The organism is Polaribacter sp. L3A8 (assembly GCF_009796785.1).
GTDB lineage: Bacteria > Bacteroidota > Bacteroidia > Flavobacteriales > Flavobacteriaceae > Polaribacter.
Genome location: NZ_CP047026.1, coordinates 3,636,896 through 3,662,965 on the forward strand (window position 1 = coordinate 3,636,896; position 26,070 = coordinate 3,662,965).

Sequence of the window (26,070 nt, forward strand, 5' to 3'; positions counted from 1 at the left end):
TTATTCTTAATCTATCATAAATATAAAGCCCAAAATAATCAACAAATTATTTCGGGCTTTAAAATAAATTACATCTATTTATCAATCAATAGTTAATACTAAATCTTCAGAATTTACCATTCCTCCAGCCTTTAAGACTATTTTTTTAATAGTTGCATCTTCTACAGCTGTTATTGTTGTTTCCATTTTCATGGCTTCTATAATAAATAAAGGTTGATTTTTAGTTACTTTTTCACCCTTTTTAACCAAAAGAGTAGATAGCATTCCTTGTAAAGGTGCTCCGATTTCTTTCGGATCATTTTTGTCTGCCTTCATGTTTTCTACGGTATTTACTTTAACAGATTCGTCTTTTACTTGTACAGATCTACCTTGTCCGTTTACTTTAAAATAAACAGTAACCATTCCTTTATTATTTGCTTCTCCAACAGAGTCTAACGTAATTAATAAGGTTTTTCCTCTGTCTAATTCTATAATAATTTCTTCACCTCTTTCCATTCCGTAGAAGAAATTTTTAGTTGGTAAATTAACTAAACTATCATATTTTAAATGTTTATTATAAGCATCTGTAAATACTTTCGGATATAATTTATACGATAAGAAATCTGTAAAATCTATTGGTCTGCTTAAATCATTTTCAAAGATTTTTCTAAAATCTTTGTAAGCTGCATCAATATCTAAAGGTTTAATATGTGCATTTGGTCTGTCTGTATATGGTTTTTGATCTTTTAAAATTAATTTCTGCAAATCTTTAGGAAAACCACCAACTGGCTGACCTAAATCTCCTTTAAAGAAACTCACTACAGATTGCGGAAATGAAATGGTATCGCCACGTTCTAACACATCTTGCACGGTTAAATTATTGCTCACTAAATACTGCGCCATATCTCCAACTACTTTAGAACTCGGAGTTACCTTTACAATATCACCAAAAAGAAGATTTACATCTCCATACATTTTTGTAATTTCATGAAAACGATCTTCTAGGCCTAACGCTTGTGCTTGTGGTTTTAAGTTTGAATATTGTCCTCCAGGAATTTCGTGTTTAAAGACTTCTCCAGAACCTGCTTTTAAACCAGATTCAAACGGATAATAGTATTCTCTTACTGTTTCCCAATAGTTAGAATATTCATTTAACGAATCGATGTTTAAATTGCTTTCTCTATCGTTGAATTTCATCATTTCTACCACTGAATTAAAATTAGGTTGCGATGTTAAGCCAGATAAACCACCTAAGGCAACATCTACCACATCAACACCGGCTTCAATTGCTTTTAAATACGTTGCAGATTGTATTGATGAAGTATCATGTGTATGTAAATGAATAGGGATATTTACTTCTTGTTTTAAAGCTGAAACTAATTCGAAAGCAGCATAAGGTTTTAATAAACCAGCCATATCTTTAATAGCCAAAATATGTGCTCCAGCATTTTCGATGTCTTTAGCTAAATTGGTATAATATTTAAGATTGTATTTTGTGTTCTTTGTATTTAAAATATCTCCCGTATAACAGATAGAACCTTCTGCCAATCCGTTTGTTCTAGTACGAACATGTTCTATACATGGGGCAATAGATTTCATCCAATTTAAAGAATCGAAAATTCTAAAAATATCGACACCATTTTCCCAAGATTTTTCAACAAAACTTGCTATTAAATTATCTGGGTAGGCAGTGTATCCAACTCCGTTGGATCCTCTAAGTAACATTTGCAGCAATACATTTGGCATTGCCTTGCGTAATCGTTGCAGTCTTTCCCAAGGGTTTTCTTGTAAAAATCGCATACAAACATCAAAAGTTGCGCCTCCCCAAACTTCCATACTAAAAATATCTGGATTGTTTTTTGCATAGCCTTCTGCCACTTTTATCATATCAAAAGTTCGCATTCTGGTTGCGAGCAAACTCTGATGTGCATCTCGCATGGTGGTATCTGTAAAATGAATTTTCTTTTCATTTTTTAACCATTCAGAAAATTTATCGGGTCCTAGTTCGGTTAATAAATCTTTTGTCCCTTTGGGGTAGCTTGCTTTTTTATCAAACTTAGGCACAATGGGTTTTACAAACGTTTTTGTTGGATCTAATTTTTTTACATCCGGATTTCCGTTCACAACAACATCACCTAAATAGGTAACCAGTTTTGTAGCTCTGTTTCTAGGCGCTTTAAAAATAAATAAATCAGGATTTTGTTTGATGAAATTAACTGTTACTTCTCCTTTTCTAAAAGTTTCGTGCTGTAAAATATTGTCTAAAAAAGGCATATTTGTTTTTACACCTCTAATTCTAAATTCTGCCAATGCTCTACGAACCTTTCTACAAGCGCCATCTAAAGTTCTACTATTTGCAGTAACTTTTACCAACATAGAATCGAAAAAAGGTGAAATAATAGCACCTTGATACACACTACCTGCATCTAAACGAATTCCGAATCCAGATGCACTTCTGTAGGTTGTAATTTCTCCGTAATCGGGTTTAAAATCGTTTTGTGGATCTTCGGTTGTAATTCTACATTGCAATGCATAACCGTTTACTTTTACAGCTTCTTGATTTGGTATTTTTATTTGTTGATCGGCTAATTTATAACCGCCAGCAATAAATAATTGTGTTTTTATCAAGTCGATGTTGGTAACTACTTCGGTAACGGTATGTTCTACTTGAACTCTTGGGTTTACCTCAATAAAGTAGATAGAATCGTCATCATCAACCAAAAACTCTACCGTACCAATATTATTATAATCTACTGCTTTACAAATATTAATTGCGTAGGTGTAAAGCGCATTTTTTATTGTTGGTTTTAAATCGAAAGAAGGCGCAAATTCAATTACTTTTTGATAACGACGTTGCACAGAACAATCTCGTTCAAAAAGATGTACTGTGTTTCCGTAATTATCGGCAACAATTTGTATTTCTATGTGTTTTGGGTTTTCTACAAATTTTTCTAGAAAAACAGTATCATCGCCAAAAGCATTTAAAGCTTCTCGTTTACTTTCGTTAAAAGCACCTTTTAATTCATCTGCTTTTCTAATAACACGCATTCCTCTTCCGCCACCACCAGAAGCAGCTTTTAACATAATAGGGTAGCCAATTTTTTCAGCTTCGCTTAATGCTATTTCAATGTTCTCTAAAGGCTTTTCGTTACTTTTAATAACAGGAATGTTATTAGCCACAGCGACCTCTTTAGCCATAATTTTATCACCCAAAGATTTTAAAACAGATACTTTTGGACCGATAAAAATAATGCCATTATCTTTACATTTTTGTGCAAAGTTTGCGTTTTCTGATAAGAAACCATATCCAGGATGAATAGCGTCTGCATTATTTTCTAAAGCAACTCTAATAATTTCATCTATATTTAAATACGGTTTTAAAGGCTCTTTATCTGCGCCAATTTGATAAGATTCATCAGCTTTATATCTGTGTAATGAGTAACGGTCTTCAAAAGTGTAAACACCTATTGTTTTTACGTTTATTTCTGTACAGGCTCTAAAAATTCTAATAGCAATTTCTCCTCTGTTGGCAACAAGTACTTTTTTGATTTTCATCTTACAAAATGTATTTTAGAAATTAATAAGAAACTTTATTGCTAAAGATACTAAGCTAGAAGTATTCTGTCAATGTTTTTAGGTGAATTTTTTATGAAAAGGTTTAACTCTTGCTTATAAAGTTAAAAGGATTCAAAAAAAAAAGGTTTAAGAAACATTTACTACAATGTATCTTAAACCAATTAAATTTTAAATAAAATATTTTATTTACTTTTCTTAGGATGTACTAATGTCATTTCATCAATTAAATGAGTTGCACCAGCATATTTATCAACAATAAATAATACATATCTTACATCTACCATAATATTTCTACAAATTTCAGGGTCGTAGTTCATGTCACTCATGGTGCCTTCCCAAACTCTATCAAAATTTAAACCAATTAAGTTTCCTTCGGCATCTATTGCAGGACTTCCAGAGTTACCACCCGTGGTGTGATTTGTACCTAAAAAACAAACAGGTACTTTTCCATTTTTATCGGCATATTGCCCGTAGTCTTTAGTTTTATGAAGTTCACGTAATTTTTCTGGAACATCAAACTCATAATCTCCCGGAATATATTTTTCTATAACCCCATCTAAATAACTAACAGGATTATAGTATACTGCATCTTTTGGAGAATAGCCTCTAACTTGACCGTAAGTTACACGTAAAGTACTATTTGCATCCGGAAAATAACGCGTATTTGGTAACGCTTCCATTAATGCTTTCATATAGGTTTTTTGTAAAGCTACAATGGGTTCATTTTTTAGTTGATACTCATTGTTAATGGCATTGTAAAAAGCAGCAATCATTGGTTTTGCATATTGATAAGCAGCATCATTATTTAATTTTTTAAGCACTTTTTTAGTGTTTCCATCAAATAATTTTAAAGCAGTATCTAAGTTTGTAAACGCCGTTTTTTCATAAATAGTAGCATCTACATTTTCGTTAAAAAATGGCATTACATTTTCAAAAACACCTTTGTCTACACCTACATCATAATTTTTATGAATCCCTTTTAATGTGTTTTCTATGTATGCTTTTTCTTCGTTAAAAGATTTTGGGTCTTTAGTAATGGCTTGCTCAAACTGATATGCTCTAAAAGTCATTGTCATCAGTTCATTTGTAACTAAAAAGACTTCAATAAAATTTCTTCTTTTAATATTAATAGGAGCAAAATATTTATACAATCTATCAAATTCAGGAAGAATCGTACCATATTTCTCTAGTAAGTTTTTTTCTGCTAAAGCCTTTGTAAATGAAGCTTCAAAGGCTTGCCTTTTTTCAACAGCATCACTTTTTTTGATACCTAAGTTTTCCCCAATCCATTTTTTCCAAGCATTTGCAATTCGTGTTTGTTTAGAGGCATATTTAATACGAATAGTATCACTTGTTTTCATTTTAGCATCAATAACCTTTAATGCAGCTTCTCTAATGGCAATATTTGTTGGGTTATATTCTTCTGTAATATGCTTAATTGCAACAGCTGGTAAATACTCGTCAGTGGTTCCAGGAAAACCAAAAACTAAGGTGAAATCACCTTCTTCTATACCATCTATAGAAATTGGTAAAAAGTGTTTTGGTTTATAAGGTACATTGTCTTTACTGTATTTAGCCGGACGATTATTGGCATCAGCATAAATTCTAAACATAGAAAAATCTCCAGTATGTCTAGGGAAAACCCAGTTGTCTGTGTCGCTACCAAATTTACCAATACTAGTTGGTGGTGCACCTACTAAACGAATGTCTTCGAAACGTTCTGTAACAAATAAAAAGAATTGGTTTCCTTGAAAAAAGGATTTTACTTTGGTTTGTTGCCAAGCTTCTTTGGTAATTGTTTTTTGTAAAGTGTTACTGTTTTTTGTAATGATAGATTGTTTTTCTTTTTCAGTCATTGTATCAACAACACCTTTAAGAACCTTGTCAGTTACATCTTCTATACGCACAATAAATTCAACATATAAACCTGGGTTTGGTAGTTCTTCTTTTAGGTTCATAGCCCAAAAACCATTTTTTAAATAATCGTTTTCTAAAGTAGAATGAGCTTGAATTTGACCAAAACCACAATGATGGTTTGTTAATATTAATCCTTTCGGAGAAATAATTTCACTAGTACATCCTCCGTTAAAATGCCCAATAGCGTCTTTTAAACTAGAGTTGTTTACATCGTAAATGTCTTTTGCACTTAACTTACTTCCTAAAGAAGTCATTTCTTGTTCATTCATTCCTTCTAAAAGAGAGGGAATCCACATACCGCCTTGTTGTGCAAAAACTTGTACAGAAAGTAGTAAAAATAGTATTCTTAGATATTTCATATTTATAATTTTAACAAGGTATAAAAATACAAAAAGAGTTACTTTTTACCTAAGGGATATGCTTCTTGTTCAATAAAGTTTTTAGGGAATTCTTCATCACCTTCAAAACCTAATTCGATATCTCTACCAGAATACGGAATGTAGTTTGTTTTAAAAATATAATCCCAAATACTTAATGTAATTCCGAAATTTACACCATTTTTTCTTTCTTCGGGCAATACTTTAACGTGATGCCAAATATGCATTTTAGGATTGTTTAATATGTATTTTAACCAACCATAATCCCAATTAATATTTGCGTGATTTAAGTGCCCAACCGTAATATTAAAAAAGTGAACTATAGCAACGTCTTGAGCAGAAAAACCACCAATAATTGCCAACGGAATGTATTTTAAAGAACTGTAAACTACAGGTTCCATCCAATGATAACGCAAGTGTGCGGCAAAGCCCATTTCTTTTACAGAGTGATGTACTTTGTGAAAATTCCATAAAAATTCATATTGATGCAGTAATCTATGTGTCCACCATTGTACAAAATCAACCACAATAAAAAAGATGAAAATTCTAGCTAAATATGGTAAGGTATTTATGTCTAATAGTTGAAAATTAGCAATTGATAAACCTACAATACCTAAAAGATCATTAAATAATTCTGCAACCGAATTAGACAAAGCAATTAGCACAATTAAATTTAATAAAAAGAAATTGAAAAACATGTAAAACGTGTCTAACCAAAAATCCTTTCTAAATAATGATTGATTTTTTCGCCAAGGAAAAATAGCCTCTAATGCCCAAACAATTAGTGAAATAATAATTAGGCCATAGAAATAGTTCTCCCAGTTTAACTCCATTAAAACAGATTGTTTTACGTAGTTCCAATAATCAGAATAGGAGTTTTTTATAATGTCTAGGTATTTGTTCATTTTACTTTATGTTGATGAGAAATCCTCTTCAGGTTTTTAAAACCTGTTAGAGTTCTAAATTAATATCATTCTAGATAAATAGCTTTGTTTTTTTCGTTTATTAAAATCCTTTTCACTAAATGAGTTTCATTAAAATTTTCTTTTCCATCAAAAAATATTAGTACATCTTCTCTTGCAATATTTGTTTCTTTTGATGATAAACAAGTTTTAAAAGTCGAATATTTATAGTTTGTGAAATTATTGGTAATTTGATGATGTTCTGGGTTTAAGTGAATGTATAAAATCAAGTTTTTTAAATAACTTTCATCATCAATTTTAATTCTTTTAAAAGGTTTTTCTAATAAACTACCAGTTCTTGCGTATTTTTTATTTATTGCTTTTGTATAAGCATTAAATAGATTAGAGAAATATTTAGACGGGTTATTTTCATCGTCATTTATTCTTAAAAGAATATGAAAATGATTTTTAAGTAGGCAATACGCATAGATTTTTGAAATTGGAACAAGATATTTTTTAATTAAATTAAAAAAATAATAATAATTCATTTCTTCAAAAAAAATATCTTGACCATTATTACCTCTATTGTATATATGGTAATAATTTCCAGAAGCTATTTTTTCTCTTTGCATATCTTTTTCAGTGTCTTTACTAGTTTTTTATAAGGTGATTCATATATGGTATACTGTTTTATTAGACCCTTCAGGTTTTAAAAACCTGAAGGGTCTGAACTTTATAATTAAGCTTACAACACCTTAATAACCTCTTTAAATAATGCAATCATTTTAGGTTCTGCTTTACTGGCAACTGCAATAATTTCAGCAATATCTACAGGTTGTAAATTTTTAGGATCACATTCATCCGTTAACACAGAAATAGCAGCACAAGGTAAGTTTAATTGCTTGGCAACAATAACTTCTGGTACCGTACTCATACCTACAGCATCGGTTTCTAAAATTTGCAACATTCTATATTCTGCTCTAGTTTCTAGTTGAGGTCCTAAAACACTAGTGTAAACACCCTCGTGTAATAAAATATTTTGTTCTTTGGCAATTGCACTAATTTTAGAATTGATTTCTTTAGAATAGGGCTCTAACATATCGGCAAAAATATTACCAAAATTGTTGGCGCCTTTAAAAGCTAAAGGAGAACTTCCTTGTAAATTAATATGATCGTTTATCAGCATTAAATCTCCTTTTTTATAAGTAAGATTAATGGCTCCTGCTGCATTAGAAACTAATAAATTTTTAATACCTAAACCTTGCATCGTTCTAATTCCGTAAGTAACTTCCCAAGCATTGTAACCTTCATATAAATGAAAACGGCCTGCCATAACCACTACTTTTTTCCCTGATAATTCTCCGTAAATTAATTTACCAGAATGAAACTCTACCGTTGCCACAGGGAAATTTGGAATATCTGAATAGGCAATTTCTTTTTCAATTGAAATTTCATCAACTAATTTACCTAATCCTGTTCCTAAAACAATTCCTATTTCTGGGTTTGTAATTCCGTTTGATTTTAAAAAATCGATGGTTTCTTGTAATTGTTGTTTTTTCATAATCGTTATTTGTCATTATGAATGAGGAACAAATGAAGTAATCTATAATCAGCTTGCTTTATGCCTCTCAATGACGTTTATTTTAAAAAATGTGCAAATGCAGAATGATGCTCAATATCTTCATAAACATCAACATCATTTAGTTCTTCTAACAAAAATACAGCTTTATCTTGTAAATCTGTTAATGTGTCTTTTCTAACTGAATCCGTTCCCCAGTCTTTATTTTTGAAGATATGTTCTTGCAAAGAATTCATGCCTAAAAGATAATAACCACCATCTATTGCAGGTCCAATTACAACATCATTTTTATCTAATGCTGTAAATGCTTTTTCTATATTTTCTGATGATAAATCGTACAAATCGCTACCAATAATCATTACTTTTTTATAACCAGCATCAAATCCGTTTTTAAACGCATTTAGCATTCTAATACCTAAATCTTCTCCAACTTGTTGGTGTTTTTGAAAAATGTTTTCGCTCCAAATATCGTTTTCTCTAATTTTTACGGAATAATAAACCGCTTTGTCAGAAGAAACTTCTGATGAAACATTTTTGGTTTTTTCTAGTAAAAATTTATAAATTTCTAGAGCAGTTTCATCTCCAACAGTTTTTGCCAAACGTGTTTTTGCTTTTCCTAATTCAGGGTTTCTAGTAAAGATTAATAATAGGTTTTTATTCATTTTTTTTAATTTTGTCATTCTAAAATGAGGAACGATTGAGGAATCTTTGGATTGAAAATAGATTTCTCCTATCGTCGAAATGATATTTGTGTTTTTTAATTGAGCTGGTACTGAATACTGCAACTGCCTACTGTCACTCTTTTAATAAACTTTCTCCCCTTTTTTAAGCCATTTACCCCATTCTTTATTAAAAGCGTGGACTTTTTCTGTCGTATTACCCAAGGTATCCATTACTTTAAAATTGTTGTTTTTCCACTCGAAAATTCCACCGTATAGATTAAAAACATTGGTGTAACCTTCTTTAATCAATTTGTCTGCAACAATTTCAGAACGAATTCCAAGAGAGCAATACACTACAATTTTAGCGTTTTTATCCGTTGGTAATTTCTCTAAAGTTTTATTGATATTAAAATCATCAAAACCGACACAAATAGCATTTTGTAAATGACTTACATTAAATTCTTTTACTTCTCTAGCATCTAATAAAATAGCTTTTGTTGTCGTTAAACTATCCACAGAAATATAAGGAACATTATTCTTGTTGAATTTATTCAGTAATTTATCTAACTTCTTTTGTCCGAAAGAAACTGAGCTTATTAAAAGAAAAAGAAATGTTATTTTATTCATAATTTAAATTTTACAACGTTGTCATTGCGAGGTACGAAGCAATCTCTTTGGCATAAAAAGATTGCTTTGTGCCTTGCAATGACGTTTCTTAATTAACAACATCCTCCGCCATCATAATGAAACGTAGATTCTGAAAAGAAAATATCGTCTCTACCTAAATTTTTAAGTGCATTTGCCGTTTTATCACAAATAGCCAAAGGCTGATTTTTTAATAAAGTATGCCCCAATCCGTCATCAAAATAATCTTCATCACCATAATAAATAGCAGCTTTTCCTGTAAAAATACAAGGTCCGTCTGCTGGCATTGGGTCTTTAATAGCGGCAACTTCTATAGATTCTATATAAATTAATTCGTCCGTTGGATAATTTTTAGGATCTAAAATTCTGTAAGGTTTTCTAGCTCTAATTTCAATCGTTCCAAAACCTGCATCCGTTAACGCTTTTACATAATCTGCAATAGATAAACTTCCACTTAAACACAAGGCACGTAAACGTTCATCATTACGTAATTCGTCATTCATTTCTTGCTCACAAGTTGGGTCGCTCATTACCAATTTTCCATGAGGTTTTAAAACTCTGTACATTTCTGCAATCGCTTTTTTCAAATCATCAGACTTAAAAATATTGAACAAACAATTTTGTGCCGCCACATCAATAGAATTATCTTCTACAGGTAAATCCATTGCATCACCTTTACGTAAATCAACAAAATCAGATTGAAACCATTCATTCTGTTCTTCTGCAATTTTAAAGTTTTTTCTGGAAGCTTCTAACATTTCATCAACTACATCTAAACCAATAACGCCACCTTTATTTCTGTTAAAATAGGCAAATTGAAGTAATTCCATTCCGCCACCAACACCAACATATAGCATTTTAGGATTGTTGGTTAAATCACGAGCATGCACAGTAGAACCACAACCGTAATTCATTTCTTGCATAATTCTTGGAATTTTTAAACCTGGTAATTCCCAAATAGGGTTTGTTGTACAACATAGCCCAACATCTGGTGTTAATGCTGCTTCTTTATATACATTGTGTGTAGTTTCTAAATAACTCATGATTTTTTTTATTTTATAATTGAATTCCGAATCCTTGTAAACCTGTTTCTAATGGCGGTAAAATCTCTGTATTATCCCAAATTCCTGTAATAATTGTTCTAGAATATTCTTCGGGTAGTAAACCGTTTTGCATTAATTTACTAGTTAATTTATAATTGTAATCTAACGTGTAATGTGTAAAGTTAAAGTTTTCTTTCGAATCGTCTAAAATAGCATACCAAACAGATGGAGTTCCGTTATTTGCAGGCATTCCAATAACTCCAGGATTTAACCAAAGTTGTTCTTTTTCTTGATGATAAAAAGGCAATCCACAATGGCCTGCAACAATTACATCGCTATTTGTAGCTTCAAAATTTGGTTGTTTTATTGCCCAATCTGTAGACTTAAAAATAAATTCTGATACATTAAAATAAGAACCATGTACTACAGTTACTTTTTGTTTAGCATATTCAAAACGGATATTATTTGGTAATGTTTTTAGAAAATCTAAAGAGTTTTCAGACAATTTACTTTGTGCATACGGATACCAAAGTTGAGAAAAACCATCGCAACGAGAACCTTCTCTAAAATCGCAACCGCAGTCTTCTGCATTTTCTCTTAACTGAATTTCTACATTACCAACAATGCTTTTTGCTCCCCACAATTTAAATAATTGTACGGTTTCTTCTGGTTGTGCACAGTAACCCACAATATCTCCAGTACAAAAACAATTTTCTGGACTGATATTTTCTTTTTCGGCAATTTGTTTTAAAGCTTCTAAAGCTTGTAAATTGCTGTAAACTCCACCAAAAAGTAAAGTTTTACCTGATATTTTACCTAAATCGGCTATTTTTTGATCCATGTTGGTATAAAATATAAAATGATACAACTTAAAATTCCCCAAATATTTACCCACAATAATGAGGCGTATTTTCCTTCTGTAAAGATGAATGCTTCCGGAAAAATATCAAAAATGAGAAAAAAACCGAAAACTAATCCGCAGAAAACACTTAAATAGAAACTGATTCTTGGCACTTTTACTTTCCAAAATATAAAAATAGGAGTGAGGCCAATAACCATGGTTCCAGAGATGGTAGTTGCTGATAAAATTTCAGCATTTAAAAACACCGGAACTGTTCCTAAAACAGCAACGATTATCATGGTAATTCTTCCGAAGGAAACCGTTTTTTTGATATTTAAATCAATAGCGATTAACTTAGAAAAAGACGAGAATGTAGAATCTAAAGTAGAGGCTGCAGAGGTAATCATAATAAAGTTAATGACTAATAAAATAACCACTCCAAACGCTTTACCAACTTCTACAGCTGCTTGTCCAGACATTCCTTTTGTTTGCGCATACACACCAATTAAACTGAATAAAACAATACAAATTGGACCTAAACCACTTGCCCATAAAAAGCTTCTTCTGGTTACTTTAGGGGATGAAATAAAACCTCTGTCCGTTAAAACAGGATCGTGAAAAGGGTAACTAAAAGATTGTATAATTGCAGCAAAAAAGAGGTTTAATCCTAACTCGAAACTCCAAGTTCCTGAACTAACAATTTGTGCTGTAGAAAAATCATCCGTAGTAAAAATTGTTCCTAAAATAATGAGCAATAAAACAGAAAATAATACCATTTGTATGACGTCTGTAAAAATAGAACTACTCAATCCGCCTTTTAAAGCGTAGGATAATGTTAATAAAGTAAAAACGATAATTGCCCAATAATAACCGCTAGTTCCTTGTGCTCCAAAATAACTTCCAATAACCATCGTATTACTCCAAACTTCATTAAACAGCCTAAAAGCAATCAATACAGAAAAGATAGCCATGGCATTTTTACCAAACTTGGTCGTTAAAAAATGATGAATACTTTTAAAATTTCCTTTGGTTCTTAATTGATAAATAATAATACCTGCAACGGCAAATGATAGGTAATAACCAGCATACGCTACACCACCAACCAACCCAAAAGACAAGCCTAAATTTGCTGCGTTGGTAATGCTTTTCGCAAAAATCCAAGAGATAATTAAGCTACCCGTTAATACCAAAGTATTGGGCGCTTTCTTTTTGTGCACAGCTTTAAAAAACTGATCTGTGGTTTTTGCGAGCGGCGATAAAAAGTACAAGGTTAGACTTGAACAAATTATTAAAACCCATTGCCAATTAATTACATCCATATTTTTCTATTCGTTCCACCAAACTTTTACGTCTAGACTGTTTCCGTTTGTTGCTGTTTCTGCCACTTTATAATTCTCTATATTTAAGGATGCTGCTTCTGCAGGATATGGCATCCTAACAGGAATTAAATCGTTATTTAAACTTGCAGATATTGTTTTTAAAGCAGGAAAACCTGTTCTTCTATATTCTGTCCAACCTTCATATCCGTTAATAAGAGAAGCAATCCATTTTTGAGTGATAATTTGTTCTAAAGGTGATTTTCCTACAGCGTTATAATTTGCATTTACAGTTAAATACGTTGCAGGTAAATTGGTGTTCCAATATTCAAAAGCTTGTGTAACGCCAGTATTGTATAATGTTTCTGCATTAGCTGTAATGAATCCTTTTTCAGCAGCTTCGGCTAACAAAAAATTAGTTTCCCAAGCAGTCATAAAATTAGCATCTAATGTAGAAGTGTCTTCTCTAAAAATGGTTCCTGCTAAAGAATAGTCAGACAAAGCAACTGATGTTGATGATGCGTCAATTCCGTTTAATAAACCATTAAATTCATTAGAAGTCGAATTAGAAAAAGGTCTGAAAAAGGTTTCAATTCTAGCATCATTTAAATCAGTCAGAATTTCTTCCATGGTTTCAGAAAGCACAAAATTATTAAAATCACCAACTCTTAATTGTGCCAATCTAAAACTGTTTGGTTCTGAATTTGTGAAATCGAAAACCGCATTTTCTGTATTATTTTTCATGTAATTACCTTCGGTAAATACCGTTTGCAATTGTGTAGCAACATCAACTTTACCAGAAATACGAACTAAATATTTAATTTTTAATGAGTTTGCAAATCGTATCCAAGAGTCTAAATTTCCATTATATAAAATATCGCCCTCTAAAGGAATAGAACCAGTATAGGCTTTTATAGCAGCAATTCCTTTGTCTAGATTGTCTAAAATTCCGTTTTCATTTAGATAAATGTCTTCTTGTAAATCATATTTAGGAGTAACCGTTCCATCAATTCCATTAAAGGCTTCAAAATACGGGACATCACCAAACAAATCTGTTAAACCTGCAGTCATATAAGCTTTTAAAATTAATGCAGGACCTTCATAAACTGAAAATGCAGCTGTTTCTTGAGCTTGCTTTAAGATGATTTCATTATCACGCAAATTCGTATAAAATATTGGCCAAGGATTTCCGCCTAATTGTGGACTTTTTAAATCGTGTCTGTCAAATAAATTAAAATCTAAAGCGGTTCTGTGTTGTGCTAATAAATCTCCAGCAACAAAACCTTCATAGCTCATGTTTTCGCCAAAGTCGTAAATAACTTGTCTTAACAACAAACTTGGTTGCACAGCAACAGGTGCGTTTGGGTTGGTATTTAAATCTTCAAAACCATTGGTGCAACTTGTAGCTATAAAAACAAAAATTGCAATTGTATATATAATTTTTTTCATTGTCTTTTTTTTAAAAATCAAAACCTACTTTAAAACCTAAACTTCTGCTAGAAGCATAACTTAAATCTTCAACTCCACTTACAAAACCATTTCCTTGAACAGCTAATTGTTCAGGGTCAAAATGTGGGTTTTCGGTAATTACAAATAAGTTATTTCCAATAAAAGAAAAGTTCATTGTAGAGGTGTTTTTTAACCCTAAAAAACCTTCGTTCAAATTTAATGTGTAGCCAATAGAAAACTGACGTAACTTTAAATAAGAAGCATCATATACATTGTTTTCTTCGTGATTTCTGTCGTAAAATTGTCTGTAATAACTTTCTGCAGAAACTGCAACAGTGTTTCGTTGGCCAGTATTTACATTTACACCTTGTGCAATAATTCCTTCAGTTGGTCTGTTTGCAGTTTCTGCTAATTGACCGCCAACGTTACCTAAAGCACGTGTTCTAGAAACAATTTCACCACCTTGTCTCCAATCAAATAAGAAGCTTGCGTTCCAATCTTTGTATTTAAATGAGTTGTTCCATCCTAAAGTAAAATCTGGATTGTAATTACCAATTTTAACCAAATCATTATCGGCAATAAAACGGCCATCATCATCTAAAAGAAATTCTCCGTTTTCATTTTTTTGATATCCTGTTCCGTATAAATCTCCAATTTGCCCGCCTTCTTCTACTTGAAACCAAACAGTTTGGTTTGCGCTATCGTAAATTCTACTATACGCTAAGGTTAAACGACCATCATCTTGAGGTAAATTAGTAATAACAGACTTGTTGGTTGCAAAGTTAAAAGTAGTATTCCATTTAAAATTAGATGTTTTAATAGGTGTTCCTCCTAAAATAATTTCAACACCCTTTGTGTTTATTTCTCCGCCATTTACAACTTGTTGGTTGTAACCAGATGAAATAGGAATTGGTAATGAAATAATTTGATCTTTAGTTGTTGCATTATAATAGGTAAAATCGATATTTAAACGGTCTTTAAAGAAGCGAAGATCTGTGCCAAACTCATACGAAGTGGTTAATTCTGGTTTTAAATTTTCATTCGGAATAAAATCTTGATCACTAAAAGTAGGTTGTCCGTTAAATGTTGTTTGTGATACAAAAGCACCCGATGTTTGATATGGATTTGTGTCATTACCAACCTGAGCAATACTTGCTCTTATCTTAGCAAAAGAAATAATTGCTGGTAATTTTGTGTAATTTGATACAATAAAACTAGAAGAAATAGACGGATAAAAGAAGGATGTGCCGTCTACAGAAAATGGAGTTGCCAATGCACTAGACCAATCATTTCTTCCTGTAATATCTACATATAAATAGTTTTTATAACCCAGTTTTGCAATTCCGTATAAAGAGTTAATTCTCTTTTTAGAATCAAACTGAAAAGCTTCTATAGGAGAAGCAGCGTTGTTTAAACTAAAAATTCCGGGTTGTGCTAAATTGGTAGTTTGTAGTTGTTTTGTGGATGCCGTTTGGTCTAATCTATTTCCTCCAAAAGAAGCATCAAAAGAAAAAACGCCAAAATTGTCTTTATAATTAATTAAGAAATCTGTATTTATTTCTCTGTAAAAAACATCGTGTTCTGCATACGCTCCGTTTTGAAAACGGTTAGAGCTAAAATTACGTTTAAAGATTCTTTTTTCTGATGAATAATCCATTCCAGAACGTAAAGAAACACTTAGTTTATCTGTAAATTTATGATTGATAGCAATGTTACCAAAAACACGATCTCTGTTAAAAGAGTTGGTGTTTTCATTTAATATAAAATACGGATTATCGAAAAAAGTATAATTAAAAGAATATTGTTGCAGACCTTCTAAACCTGGTTGCCAATAGTTTTTTAAGTTATTAATATCTAAAGATCTTGGTCCCCAAGCAACCAAAGAATAATTTACATTTTCGCTTCCATAACCATTTGCTGGTCTATTATCGCTACTAGAATTTACATAGTTTAAAGAAGTAGCAATTTTTGTTTTTTCAGTCGGATTAAAATTCATTTTTAAAGCCGCCGTTTTTCTATTTAAATTTACACCCGGAATGATAGATTCGCTATCTAAATTGGTTAATGATAATCTGTAAGAACCTCCAGCAAAAGTATCTGTAATAGATATATTATTAATGGTTGTAACACCTGTTTGATAAAAATCTTTTAAATTATCTGGGTTCGATTTAAATAAAGTTGGAGTAATCGATAGGTCATTATATAAAGCAGTATCTCCACCACGAACTACTGTTCCGTTTGGTAAAGTTACAGGAGAATCAAATTGCGCAACTAAGTTTCCTGCGTCTAATTTTGGCCCCCAAGAATAAGTAATATTATCACTTGTTCCGCCACCTAAACCATCTACATATTCAAAAATACCACCTTGCCCTTGTCCGTATTCATTTTGAAATTCTGGCAAACGAAAAGCAGTATCAAACGTAATAGAAGAATTCATACTAATTCCTAATCCTTTTTTCTTGCTTCCGTCTTTTGTTTTAATCACAATAACTCCGTTAGAAGCTCTCGTACCATACAAAGCCGCAGCACTTGGTCCTTTTAAAACAGTTACAGATTCAATATCATCTGGGTTTACTTCCATAGCACCGTTTCCAAAATCTATTTCTTGAAAACCAGCAGCAGCTTCATTTGTAAAGTTAAAAACAGTGTTGTTGTTTATCGGAGTTCCATCAACCACAAAAAGCGGATTGTTGTTAGAGAAAGAAGCTTCTCCACGAATGGTTATTTTTGATGATGAACCGACTCCGGTTGCTCCCTGAGAAATAGTAACACCTGCTAATTTACCCGATAAATTATCTAAAAAGTTAGGTGTCTTTACTTCGGATAATTCTTTGGCTTTTATTTCTTGAACTACATAACCTAATTCTTTTGTCTTTCTATTTACACCTAAAGCAGTAACAACAATTTCATTTAAACTAGTTTCTAATTCAGTAAGTTGAATGTCTATTATTGTTTTATTTTCTATTTTTATCCTTTGGGTTTTATAGCCTAAAGAACTAAAAGTTAAAAACTGATCATCTTCTAAAATAGCAATAGAATAAAATCCGTCTAAATTAGAAGTTGTACCATTTTTGGATGATGAAGAGATACTTATGTAAGGTATTTCTTTTCCTGTATTTTTATCTGTAATGGTACCTGTAATTGTTGTTTGTGAAAAAGTGATGCTCGTAAACAGCAACAAAATCCACATGTAAATGTGTTTCATTTAGTGATAATTTTTGTGTAAAAATATTTTTAGCCTAAACTGTTGTCAGTTCGAGCGGAGTCGAGAATCATTTTATTTAATAACGAAATCTTATAACTTTGTTAAAAGAGATCTCTGCTATTAAGAATGATTCTGAAAATTTATTACGCAAAAATAATTGGTGAACCTTTATTAAAGTTCTTAGAAAATGAAGTTTTTAATATTGAAAAATCAGCTTCAAAAAAAGCGATTTTAATTGCGAAGAATAATTTTTGTAGAAGTTTTAATATTGATAAAGGAATTGCTTTAAAGCTGTCTAAGATAAATTGAATATCTTCCTTTGAGTCAATATCATTTAGCAATTCTAAAAATTGAATTTCTAAATTTTTACTAGTTGCTATATTAGCAATACTTTTGTGCAAACGATTGGTTTGCCAAGGTAATTTGATGAAACTTTCTTTATCAAAATGAGCTTTTTGAATTCCCATTAAATAAAAACCTCCATCTCTAGAAGGGCCTAAAACTAAATTGTTGGTTTCAAGTTGCTGTAAAGTATCAACTAAATGGTGTGTTTTTAAATGTGGCGTGTCATTACCAATGGTAATTACGTTATCAAAACCTTTGTTAAAAACACCTTGAATAGCATTGGAAAAACGGTCTCCAAAAGAAGTTCCTATTTGTTGTTTTTCTGAAATAAGAAAATATGCTATTCCAGATTTTTCTACCAATTTTAAGGTTTGTGCATTTAGTGCAGAAAAAACATCCGCAGAAAGAAACGATTTTCTTTCTACTTCTTTTTCCGCAGAATTTGCAAAAATTAATATGGCAGTTTTTTTATTCATAAATTACGCAACAACGCCTTGACAGCTACTTCCTGCGCCAGCAGTACATCCGTAACAATGTTGGTTTATAATAATATTTCTGTCTTGTAATAACTCTTCGTTATAATCAGAAATGTGTTTTACTTTACTAGCAACTTTTAAATTTAGCATTTGGTTAAAATCGCAATCAAATAACCAACCATCCCAACTAATAGAAATTGTATTTGTACACATTACATTTTCTACAGCAGCCGGATTGTATGCGTCTAATAAAGAATGCATGTAATCTTCATAATTATCTGATGCGATTAAATAATCTAAAAAGCGACTAATTGGTAAGTTTGTAATTGCAAACAATTGATGAAAATCGATGTCAAATTCAGATTTCAAAGCCTTTTTAAAATCGTTCTGTAAAGCCATCTGATCTCCAGGTAAAAATGCGCCAGAAGGATTATAAACTAAATCTAATTTTAAGTCAGAACCTTCTAAACCATAACCAATAGCATTTAATTCTTGCAATGCTTTTATCGATTTATCGAAAACACCATTTCCACGTTGTTTATCTGTTTTTCCACGCGTCCAGTGCGGCATAGAAGAAACCACATGCACTCCGTGTTTCTTAAAGAATTGGGGTAAATCGTAATATTTTTTGTTAGCTCTAATAATTGTTAAGTTAGAACGCACAATAAAATCTTTAATTCCTGCTTTGGCAGCTTCCTCTACAAACCATCTAAAATTTGGGTTCATTTCTGGCGCTCCACCTGTTAAATCTAAGGTGTGCGCTTCTGTTTTTTTAATAACATCTAAACATTGTTGCATGGTTTCTTTGGTCATGATCTCTTTACGATCTGGACCAGCATCTACATGACAATGTTCGCAAACTTGGTTACACATGTAGCCTAAGTTTATTTGTAGAATTTCTAATTTTTTAGGACGTAAAGGAAAATGACCTGTTTCTTTTATTTTTGCAGCAAATGTTGGTAGTTCTCCGTTTGCGAAAATTCCGCTAGAAAGAATTTCCATTTGACGAGACGTATTTGCAATATCGTTATTTCTTGCTTTTAATGATTTTGTAGCCATATATTAATTCTGTCAGGTCGAGCGCAGTCGAGACCTAAATATTACCTCTCGACTGCGCTCGATGAGACATTTATTTTATTAAAGAGCTTTTTTAAGGGAAGGCGATTTACGCCATTTTGATTCTTGAAACCTTCGTGAAAACTCAGGATAAGCGATCTCTAAAATTTTGCTAAAAGCAAAATTAGAGCCTGCTTACATCTCAAGTTTATTTACTTTATTCATCATTTGAACTCCATGAACTAAAGTTGCTCCACTTTTAATTGCAGCTCCAACATGTATTGCTTCCATCATTTGTTCTTTGGTAATTCCGCGTTGTAAAGTGTCTTTTGTATAGGCATCTATACAGTAAGGACATTGTTCTGTATGGGCAACAGCTAAAGCGATTAAAGATTTTTCACGAGCCGTTAAAGCGCCTTCTTCAAAAACTTTTCCGTAATAGTCAAAGAACTTGTTTCCAAGCTCTTCGTTCCACTCTGTAATTTTACCGAATTTTCTTAAATCGGCTGCGTCATAATAGTTTTTAGACATTTTTTTGTTTTATTTTGATTGAAAAATAAAAGTACTATTTTCCGTTTAAAGTCCAATCGTATTTTAGGTAACTAATTTTAGCTTTTGGGCTAATTTTAGTTGTAGCGTATTTATTTAAAAAGTCGATAACAGAACCTTTTTTAGTGAAATCTACTTTAAACCAATCGAAAATTGAAGAAATTTGAACTTTATTAGCAGAGATTTTATTTCTAGTAGTATCGTTCACAAAGTCTTTCATTAGTTTGTCTAAAGTTGCTTCTATGTTTTGTTCTGTAAAAGCTACATTTCCTAATTTAGGGCAAGAGCCAGAAGCGCAATTTACACCCACATGAATTCTTGCATCAAATAAGTTTTTACGTAAAATATTGTGTTCGATATGATCTAACGTATATGTTTTTCCGCCCACTTTCGCAAAAGGAATTTTCCAAGCAGTTTTTCCATCTTGTTTAATGTCTGTAATGCTTTTTAGAGGATAGTTTTCTAAAATTATTTTGATAGTATATGCATTGTAAGCATTAATCCAAAAAGCTTTTTGTTTATTTTCTGACCAAGAACTCGCTGGTGTCGTTTTTTCTAAATAAGAAAGGTAGCTGTCTAATTTAGCTTCATCGCTTTTTAATGATTTATAATCTACAACACCACTTTTGGTAACGTGTTTTTGTAATAAGTTGTTAAAAATTGATGTTTGTGCATTTACTTGCGATAAAGTAAAAATAGCTACTAAAGTTAAAAGTATTTTTTTCATTGTTCTGTTATTTCTATAAGTATAGACGAAACCTTTTTAAGTTGATTACAAAAAACACTTCGAATTTTGTTAAATTAGAGTTAAAGCAATTTTTTGTTATTTTAAAAGAAAGTAAGTTGTTAGGGAATTGTCTGTTTTTTAAACTAGTTTAGCTTCTATTGATTCTTTCTAATTCGCTTAAGACAGGTTAATTACTTGATGTTTCTTTATTTATTTTTTGAATAAAAAAAGGGAGTAATTAAAGAAGGAAATAGCTTCTAAAAATTATTAAGTCTAGTTTGCTGTAAGATTGCTTCGTTCCTCGCAATGACGATTAACGAATCTGATTTACAATTTTTACAGCCTCAATTGCTTCTTTTACATCATGCACACGTAAAATATGTGCGCCATTTAATAGTGCAATTGTGTTTGCGGAAGTAGTTGCATTTAAGGCTTCTTGGGCAGAAATATCTAAGGTTTTGTACAACATAGATTTACGAGAAATTCCTGCTAAAATTGGTGCGTCTAAACTGTTAAAAAGTGATAAATTCTTTAAGATTTCAAAATTATGAGCGTTGGTTTTTCCAAATCCGAAACCAACATCTATAATAATGTCATTTAATTTAAGTTGATGTAGTTTGTGTATTTGTGCTGCAAAAAAGGAAATAATTTCTTTGGTTACATCCGTATAAATAGGGTTTTTTTGCATGTTTTGTGGCGTACCCAACATGTGCATTAAAATATAAGGAACTTGCAAATTGGCAACAGTTGTAAACATTTTATCATCCGTTTTTCCACCAGAAATATCATTTACAATTGCTGCACCTGCATTTATGGTTTCTTGCGCAATTTTGCTTCTAAAAGTATCTACAGAAATAATAATTTCAGGGAAATTTTGTACCAATAAATTGATAACAGGCACAATTCTTTGCAACTCTTCTTCTTCTGTAATATGTTTTGCTCCAGGCCTAGAAGAATACGCGCCAACATCTATAAAAGTAGCACCATCTAAAAGCATTTTTTCTACTTGAAAAAGAATATCTGCTTCGTTTTTATATTTACCTCCGTCAAAGAAAGAATCTGGTGTAATGTTTAATATCCCCATTACTTTTGGTGATGATAAATCTACTAAAGTACCTTTGCAATTTATGGTCATGCTAACTAACTACTTTATTAATTATACTTGTAATTTTTGGTACTTGGTAAGCGTTCATTTTTTGCATTAAATCTTCTACAGAAGTGCCAACTAACAACATGTTTCTGTTGGTTTGTTTTAAAAAACCTTCTTCCACCATTTTATCTAATTGTAATAAAACAGCATCAAAAAAACCATTTATATTTAAAATACCTACTGGCTTTTGTTCTATATATAATTGTCCTAAAGTAAGTGCTTCAAACAGTTCATCTAAGGTTCCAAAACCACCAGGAAGCGTAATATAACCATCTGCTAATTTGCTAATGATAACTTTACGTTCGCTCATTTTTTTACAAACAATCATTTCTTCAACTTCAGAATGAACAACTTCTTCTTTTTCTAGTAATTGAGGAATTACCCCAATAACTTCGCCATTATGAGCTAAAATAGCATCGGCAAGAGCGCCCATCATTCCTATTTTTCCTCCACCATAAACCAAACCTATGTTATGCTCAGCAAAATGATTTCCTAATGTTACGGCAAGTTCTTTATAAATAGGGTTAAAGCCTAAGCTTGAACCGCAAAAAACAGCAATTTTTTTCAATGTATGGGGTTTTAAAATTCTTTTGTAAAAATAAATGAAATGCCTATAGGATTTAGTATTTTTGAGCAAATACTTTTTAACAATAGAAAATGCAAGATACATCTAAACAATACGATGCTGTAATTGAAGAATGCAGAAGTTTATTTATAAAAAAAATGAGTGATTATGGTTCTGCGTGGCGTATTTTGCGCTTACCATCTTTAACAGATCAGATTTTTATTAAGGCACAAAGAATTCGTCAGTTACAAGAAAATGAAGTTAGAAAAGTTGATGAAGGGGAAAAATCTGAGTTTATTGGTATTATTAATTACTCTATAATGGCGTTAATTCAGTTAGAAAACGGTGTTGTAGATAATCCAGATTTAAACACAGAAGAGGCAACTATTTTATACGATAGACATAGTAAAATTACCAAAGAATTAATGATGAATAAAAATCATGATTACGGTGAAGCTTGGAGAGAAATGCGTGTTTCTAGTTTAACCGATTTAATTTTACAAAAATTATTACGCGTTAAACAAATTGAAGACAATAAAGGAAAAACAATTGTTTCTGAAGGGATAGATGCTAATTACCAAGACATGATTAATTATGCCGTTTTTGCAATGATTCATTTGGCGGAGTAAGGTTCATAAAGTTACAAAGTAAAATAATTTAGTCATTGCGAGGAACGAAGCAATCTGTTTAATTATATTGAGAAGTTTTTATAATAAATTTATGAAAAAGCTGGTTTATTTAATTGCTGTTTTGCTTTTTGTGAGTTGTGCTAAGGAAGAGACTACAACTTATAAAGAAATGAAGTCTGATGAATCTATGTCAGAATTTTTTACAGATTCTGATTTACAAGATTTAGCTAAAATTGTCAATTTTTTTGAAAGTGAAATTCGTTTAGATAAAAGTAAGCCTAAAGATGATGCTTATTTTGAGTTCAATAAAAATAGCATTGAGGGATTCTTTAAAGACACTAAGGGGTATAAAATTCCTGTAAATTATAAACTTCAAGAAGAAATGTATTTACAAATTGATACTTCTTTTTTTAAAGAAATTTGGGTGCATAAAACTTTTTATGAAACATTAGATAGTAAAACAGCAATTGTTAACAAAGCTTATGATTTAAATTTATTTGGAAAATATATATTGTTTCTGAAGAGTTTAAATAACGAAGATGTTTTATTTAGAGACTTTTATGAAATGTTTAACGTGTTTAATGCAATTTCTTTTAGTATTCAAGCGTCAGCATTTAGTAAATTTGAATTTAAAGAATTTAAAGGAATAAAAAGAAGATTGTTTTTTGCCATTTATTATTTAACGATAAATGATAAACAGCATAATTATATAAACAAAAAATCATGATATTAAAACTGATTACCCAAATTTCAAGAATATTAGTCGGAGCCTTATTTATTTTTTCTGGCTTTGTAAAATTGGTAGATCCAATTGGTTCTCAATATAAGTTTCAAGAATACTTTTCTGAAGGTGTTTTAAACATGGAGTTTTTAATTCCCTTTGCATTGCCTTTTGCAGTACTATTAATTGTTGCAGAAATATTATTAGGAGTAATGATTTTAATTGGATACAAACCAAAGTTTACCGTTTGGAGTCTCTTTTTATTAACGCTTATTTTCTTGTTTTTAACCTGGTATTCTGCCTATTACAATAAAGTAACCGATTGTGGCTGTTTTGGAGATGCTATAAAATTATCTACTTGGGGCACTTTTTATAAAAATGTTATTTTAATTGGGTTAATTATTATTTTGTTGATAAAAACAAACCTGATTAAACCAATTTTTGGAGGTAAAATTCCAAAGGTGATTACCTTTTTATCATTAGGTATTTTCTTATTTATTGTACAGCATGTTTTAACACATTTGCCAATTATAGATTTTAGAGCCTATGCAGTTGGTAAAAGTATTCCGGAAGGAATGAAATATAAAGACGATGGAGAAATACCCCCAGTGCACGATTTTATGCTAGAAGATGAACAAGCAGATTTAGCGCCAGAATTATTGAAAAAAGAAAAAGTAATGTTGGTTATTATCTATAATTTAGATAAAGTTGATAAAAGCGGATTTCCGGCAATTAAAGATGTTACAACAAAAGCCAAAGAAAAAGGATACACAGTTTACGGAGTTTCAGCGTCTTTTACAGACGATTTAATTCTTACTAAAGAGAAATACAATTTGCCTTTCGATTTTTTATTCTGTGATGAAACTACGTTAAAAACAATAATTAGAGCAAATCCCGGGGTTGTTATTTTAGATAAAGGAGTTGTTGTGCAAAAGAAAAACTGGATAGATGTAGACGAGTTAGAATTGTAACTTATGTACCTTTTATAAAGTTCTTAAGGACTAATTTTTACGACGTTTGTTATCTACGTCGGTAAGAGTTAGTCCTTTTTCGTTGTTATAAAATACATGTTTAGGACTTCCTATAATTTGAGCACTGTAAATACCAGAATGCCCAGAAAATAGATAAGAAGTTGTACACGCCAAGGCGATAAAAATTCCAGATTCAATTCCGAATAATTCAATACCCATAATAGTACAAGCAATTGGTGTGTTTGTTGCACCTGCAAAAACAGCTACAAACCCCATACCTGCTAACAAAGGCATTGGCAAAGGAATAAACCAGATTAGAACATTACCTAATGTTGCACCAATAAAGAATAAAGGAGTTACTTCTCCACCTTTAAAACCAGCACCTAAAGTAAAAGAGGTAAATAATAGTTTTAGAATAAAATCATAAGAATTTAAATCGATATTAAAAGCATCTACAATAGTTGGTACACCAAGTCCCATGTATTTTGTTGTTCCAATTAAATACCAAGTAAGGGCTAAAATAATACCACCAATTACAGGACGAAGTGGTGGGTATTTAATAAGTTTTTTAAATGTACTTCCCCAAAAATGTGTAGATTTAGAAAATAATAGACTTACCAAACCAAAAATAATACCTGCTAATAAAGCCCATAAAATGGTTGCTGGTGTTAACGCTGCAACTGTAGAAATGGTATAATGTGTATGGTGAGAAATTTGCCAAACATCACAAAAATAGTTGGCAAAAATAGCCGCTAAAAAACTAGGTAAAATAGCCTCAAATTTTATGCGACCAATAACCATAACTTCTAGAGCAAAAATTGCACCCGCCAAAGGTGTTCCAAATACAGAAGCAAAACCTGCACTTATACCAGCAATTAAAACAATTTTTCTATCGATATTAGAAAGTTTAAATATTTTGGTAAACTGATCTGCAATTGCACCACCAACTTGTACGGCAGTTCCCTCTCTACCAGCAGAACCACCAAATAAATGAGTAAGCACGGTTCCTAAAAAGACCAAAGGAGCCATTTTAAAAGGGATTATTTTTTTAGGAGAATGGTATTCTTCTAAAAGTAAATTATTTCCCTTTACAACACTTTCTCCATAATAATGATAAGACAAACCAATGATAAGACCTGCAATAGGTAAGAAGGCAACAATCCAAAGGTTTGCTTCTCTGTAGTTTGTTGCCCATTCTAAAGACCATAAGAAAACGGCAGAAGTACTACCTGTAAGCGCTCCAATAAGTAGGCAGATAAAAGTCCATTTTAATAAAAATAGTAAAGAAAAGCTTTGCTCAAATGAAAGAAATAATTTTTTAATTGTATTCATATATTTTACTTCCACTTAAAAAAAGATATTGTTAGGTTTTGTAGTTCAGAAAACCATT

Annotated in this window: 22 protein-coding genes; 3 read left to right on the forward strand and 19 right to left on the reverse strand. The window is 31.3% G+C overall.

The annotated features are described in order from the left end of the window. Positions 1-81: 81 nt before the first annotated feature. From GQR92_RS15070 to GQR92_RS15155, 18 genes are all read right to left on the reverse strand, one after another. Positions 82-3,534 (reverse strand): pyruvate carboxylase, encoded by a 3,453-nt coding sequence (locus GQR92_RS15070; RefSeq protein WP_158840950.1) that lies wholly within the window; start codon positions 3,532-3,534, stop codon positions 82-84. A 203-nt stretch (positions 3,535-3,737) separates the two neighbouring features. After that, a complete protein-coding gene (locus GQR92_RS15075; RefSeq protein ID WP_158840952.1) occupies positions 3,738-5,831 on the reverse strand; it encodes a S46 family peptidase in 2,094 nt (697 codons plus the stop codon). A gap of 38 nt (positions 5,832-5,869) precedes the next feature. Then, positions 5,870-6,754 (reverse strand): sterol desaturase family protein, encoded by an 885-nt coding sequence (locus tag GQR92_RS15080; protein ID WP_158840954.1) that lies wholly within the window; start codon positions 6,752-6,754, stop codon positions 5,870-5,872. Positions 6,755-6,819: 65 nt separating this feature from the next. Beyond that, complete coding sequence (locus tag GQR92_RS15085) at positions 6,820-7,383, reverse strand: transposase (RefSeq protein ID WP_158840956.1); 564 nt, start codon at positions 7,381-7,383, stop codon at positions 6,820-6,822. A 113-nt stretch (positions 7,384-7,496) separates the two neighbouring features. Then, positions 7,497-8,312, reverse strand: a complete 816-nt coding sequence (locus tag GQR92_RS15090; protein ID WP_158840958.1) for a purine-nucleoside phosphorylase — start codon at positions 8,310-8,312, stop codon at positions 7,497-7,499. Positions 8,313-8,389: 77 nt separating this feature from the next. Beyond that, entirely contained in the window at positions 8,390-8,992 is a 603-nt protein-coding gene (locus tag GQR92_RS15095; protein WP_158840960.1) for a TIGR04282 family arsenosugar biosynthesis glycosyltransferase, read from the reverse strand. A gap of 141 nt (positions 8,993-9,133) precedes the next feature. Further along, a complete protein-coding gene (locus GQR92_RS15100; RefSeq protein WP_158840962.1) occupies positions 9,134-9,619 on the reverse strand; it encodes a rhodanese-like domain-containing protein in 486 nt (161 codons plus the stop codon). Between the two features lie 92 nt (positions 9,620-9,711). Continuing rightward, the gene (arsM, locus tag GQR92_RS15105; RefSeq protein WP_158840964.1) at positions 9,712-10,680 is read right to left on the reverse strand and encodes an arsenosugar biosynthesis arsenite methyltransferase ArsM; all 969 of its coding nucleotides are present in this window, start codon (positions 10,678-10,680) and stop codon (positions 9,712-9,714) included. Between the two features lie 13 nt (positions 10,681-10,693). Next, positions 10,694-11,521: a metallophosphoesterase family protein gene (locus GQR92_RS15110; protein WP_158840966.1), complete on the reverse strand. Its 828-nt coding sequence runs from the start codon at positions 11,519-11,521 to the stop codon at positions 10,694-10,696. After that, positions 11,506-12,840: a sodium:solute symporter gene (locus GQR92_RS15115; RefSeq protein WP_158840968.1), complete on the reverse strand. Its 1,335-nt coding sequence runs from the start codon at positions 12,838-12,840 to the stop codon at positions 11,506-11,508. The genes GQR92_RS15110 and GQR92_RS15115 overlap by 16 nt, the downstream gene beginning before the upstream one ends. Before the next feature lie 6 nt (positions 12,841-12,846). Next, the gene (locus GQR92_RS15120) at positions 12,847-14,286 is read right to left on the reverse strand and encodes a SusD/RagB family nutrient-binding outer membrane lipoprotein (protein ID WP_158840970.1); all 1,440 of its coding nucleotides are present in this window, start codon (positions 14,284-14,286) and stop codon (positions 12,847-12,849) included. A gap of 10 nt (positions 14,287-14,296) precedes the next feature. Further along, positions 14,297-17,491, reverse strand: a complete 3,195-nt coding sequence (locus tag GQR92_RS15125; RefSeq protein ID WP_158840973.1) for a SusC/RagA family TonB-linked outer membrane protein — start codon at positions 17,489-17,491, stop codon at positions 14,297-14,299. A gap of 143 nt (positions 17,492-17,634) precedes the next feature. After that, positions 17,635-18,312: a DUF2064 domain-containing protein gene (locus GQR92_RS15130; protein ID WP_158840975.1), complete on the reverse strand. Its 678-nt coding sequence runs from the start codon at positions 18,310-18,312 to the stop codon at positions 17,635-17,637. A 3-nt stretch (positions 18,313-18,315) separates the two neighbouring features. Continuing rightward, positions 18,316-19,371 (reverse strand): arsenosugar biosynthesis radical SAM (seleno)protein ArsS, encoded by a 1,056-nt coding sequence (gene arsS, locus GQR92_RS15135; protein ID WP_158840977.1) that lies wholly within the window; start codon positions 19,369-19,371, stop codon positions 18,316-18,318. A gap of 192 nt (positions 19,372-19,563) precedes the next feature. Further along, positions 19,564-19,899, reverse strand: a complete 336-nt coding sequence (locus GQR92_RS15140) for an arsenosugar biosynthesis-associated peroxidase-like protein (RefSeq protein WP_158840979.1) — start codon at positions 19,897-19,899, stop codon at positions 19,564-19,566. Between the two features lie 34 nt (positions 19,900-19,933). Then, positions 19,934-20,644: a DUF547 domain-containing protein gene (locus GQR92_RS15145; RefSeq protein WP_158840981.1), complete on the reverse strand. Its 711-nt coding sequence runs from the start codon at positions 20,642-20,644 to the stop codon at positions 19,934-19,936. 313 nt (positions 20,645-20,957) lie between these two features. Then, positions 20,958-21,779 (reverse strand): dihydropteroate synthase, encoded by an 822-nt coding sequence (folP, locus tag GQR92_RS15150; protein ID WP_158840983.1) that lies wholly within the window; start codon positions 21,777-21,779, stop codon positions 20,958-20,960. 1 nt (position 21,780) lies between these two features. Then, positions 21,781-22,362, reverse strand: coding sequence for a TIGR00730 family Rossman fold protein (locus tag GQR92_RS15155; protein WP_158840985.1), 582 nt, complete (start codon positions 22,360-22,362; stop codon positions 21,781-21,783). An 89-nt stretch (positions 22,363-22,451) separates the two neighbouring features. Here GQR92_RS15155 and GQR92_RS15160 point away from each other — a divergent pair, with 89 nt between their 5' ends. The 3 genes from GQR92_RS15160 to GQR92_RS15170 all read left to right on the forward strand — a co-directional run bounded on the left by GQR92_RS15160 (position 22,452) and on the right by GQR92_RS15170 (position 24,680). Then, entirely contained in the window at positions 22,452-22,988 is a 537-nt protein-coding gene (locus GQR92_RS15160; protein ID WP_158840987.1) for a DUF1599 domain-containing protein, read from the forward strand. A gap of 91 nt (positions 22,989-23,079) precedes the next feature. Beyond that, entirely contained in the window at positions 23,080-23,715 is a 636-nt protein-coding gene (locus GQR92_RS15165) for a hypothetical protein (RefSeq protein WP_158840989.1), read from the forward strand. Continuing rightward, entirely contained in the window at positions 23,712-24,680 is a 969-nt protein-coding gene (locus GQR92_RS15170) for a DoxX family protein (protein WP_158840991.1), read from the forward strand. Before GQR92_RS15165 ends, GQR92_RS15170 begins: the two co-directional genes overlap by 4 nt. A gap of 30 nt (positions 24,681-24,710) precedes the next feature. On the opposite strand, the gene GQR92_RS15175 is transcribed toward GQR92_RS15170, so the two are convergent. Next, positions 24,711-26,012, reverse strand: a complete 1,302-nt coding sequence (locus GQR92_RS15175) for a voltage-gated chloride channel family protein (protein ID WP_158840993.1) — start codon at positions 26,010-26,012, stop codon at positions 24,711-24,713. Between the last annotated feature and the right edge of the window lie 58 nt (positions 26,013-26,070).

What these genes read in the sequence shown, in the direction of transcription:
- GQR92_RS15100 (WP_158840962.1), bottom strand. Translation starts at nt 9,619, where the DNA reads ATGAATAAAATAACATTTCTTTTTCTTTTAATAAGCTCAGTTTCTTTC.
- GQR92_RS15130 (WP_158840975.1), bottom strand. Translation starts at nt 18,312, where the DNA reads ATGAATAAAAAAACTGCCATATTAATTTTTGCAAATTCTGCGGAAAAA.
- GQR92_RS15080 (WP_158840954.1), bottom strand. Translation starts at nt 6,754, where the DNA reads ATGAACAAATACCTAGACATTATAAAAAACTCCTATTCTGATTATTGG.
- folP (WP_158840983.1), bottom strand. Translation starts at nt 21,779, where the DNA reads ATGACCATAAATTGCAAAGGTACTTTAGTAGATTTATCATCACCAAAA.
- GQR92_RS15090 (WP_158840958.1), bottom strand. Translation starts at nt 8,312, where the DNA reads ATGAAAAAACAACAATTACAAGAAACCATCGATTTTTTAAAATCAAAC.
- GQR92_RS15095 (WP_158840960.1), bottom strand. Translation starts at nt 8,992, where the DNA reads ATGAATAAAAACCTATTATTAATCTTTACTAGAAACCCTGAATTAGGA.
- GQR92_RS15160 (WP_158840987.1), top strand. Translation starts at nt 22,452, where the DNA reads ATGCAAGATACATCTAAACAATACGATGCTGTAATTGAAGAATGCAGA.
- arsM (WP_158840964.1), bottom strand. Translation starts at nt 10,680, where the DNA reads ATGAGTTATTTAGAAACTACACACAATGTATATAAAGAAGCAGCATTA.
- GQR92_RS15115 (WP_158840968.1), bottom strand. Translation starts at nt 12,840, where the DNA reads ATGGATGTAATTAATTGGCAATGGGTTTTAATAATTTGTTCAAGTCTA.
- GQR92_RS15175 (WP_158840993.1), bottom strand. Translation starts at nt 26,012, where the DNA reads ATGAATACAATTAAAAAATTATTTCTTTCATTTGAGCAAAGCTTTTCT.
- GQR92_RS15110 (WP_158840966.1), bottom strand. Translation starts at nt 11,521, where the DNA reads ATGGATCAAAAAATAGCCGATTTAGGTAAAATATCAGGTAAAACTTTA.
- GQR92_RS15165 (WP_158840989.1), top strand. Translation starts at nt 23,080, where the DNA reads ATGAAAAAGCTGGTTTATTTAATTGCTGTTTTGCTTTTTGTGAGTTGT.
- GQR92_RS15145 (WP_158840981.1), bottom strand. Translation starts at nt 20,644, where the DNA reads ATGAAAAAAATACTTTTAACTTTAGTAGCTATTTTTACTTTATCGCAA.
- GQR92_RS15125 (WP_158840973.1), bottom strand. Translation starts at nt 17,491, where the DNA reads ATGAAACACATTTACATGTGGATTTTGTTGCTGTTTACGAGCATCACT.
- GQR92_RS15070 (WP_158840950.1), bottom strand. Translation starts at nt 3,534, where the DNA reads ATGAAAATCAAAAAAGTACTTGTTGCCAACAGAGGAGAAATTGCTATT.
- arsS (WP_158840977.1), bottom strand. Translation starts at nt 19,371, where the DNA reads ATGGCTACAAAATCATTAAAAGCAAGAAATAACGATATTGCAAATACG.
- GQR92_RS15085 (WP_158840956.1), bottom strand. Translation starts at nt 7,383, where the DNA reads ATGCAAAGAGAAAAAATAGCTTCTGGAAATTATTACCATATATACAAT.
- GQR92_RS15170 (WP_158840991.1), top strand. Translation starts at nt 23,712, where the DNA reads ATGATATTAAAACTGATTACCCAAATTTCAAGAATATTAGTCGGAGCC.
- GQR92_RS15075 (WP_158840952.1), bottom strand. Translation starts at nt 5,831, where the DNA reads ATGAAATATCTAAGAATACTATTTTTACTACTTTCTGTACAAGTTTTT.
- GQR92_RS15120 (WP_158840970.1), bottom strand. Translation starts at nt 14,286, where the DNA reads ATGAAAAAAATTATATATACAATTGCAATTTTTGTTTTTATAGCTACA.
- GQR92_RS15140 (WP_158840979.1), bottom strand. Translation starts at nt 19,899, where the DNA reads ATGTCTAAAAACTATTATGACGCAGCCGATTTAAGAAAATTCGGTAAA.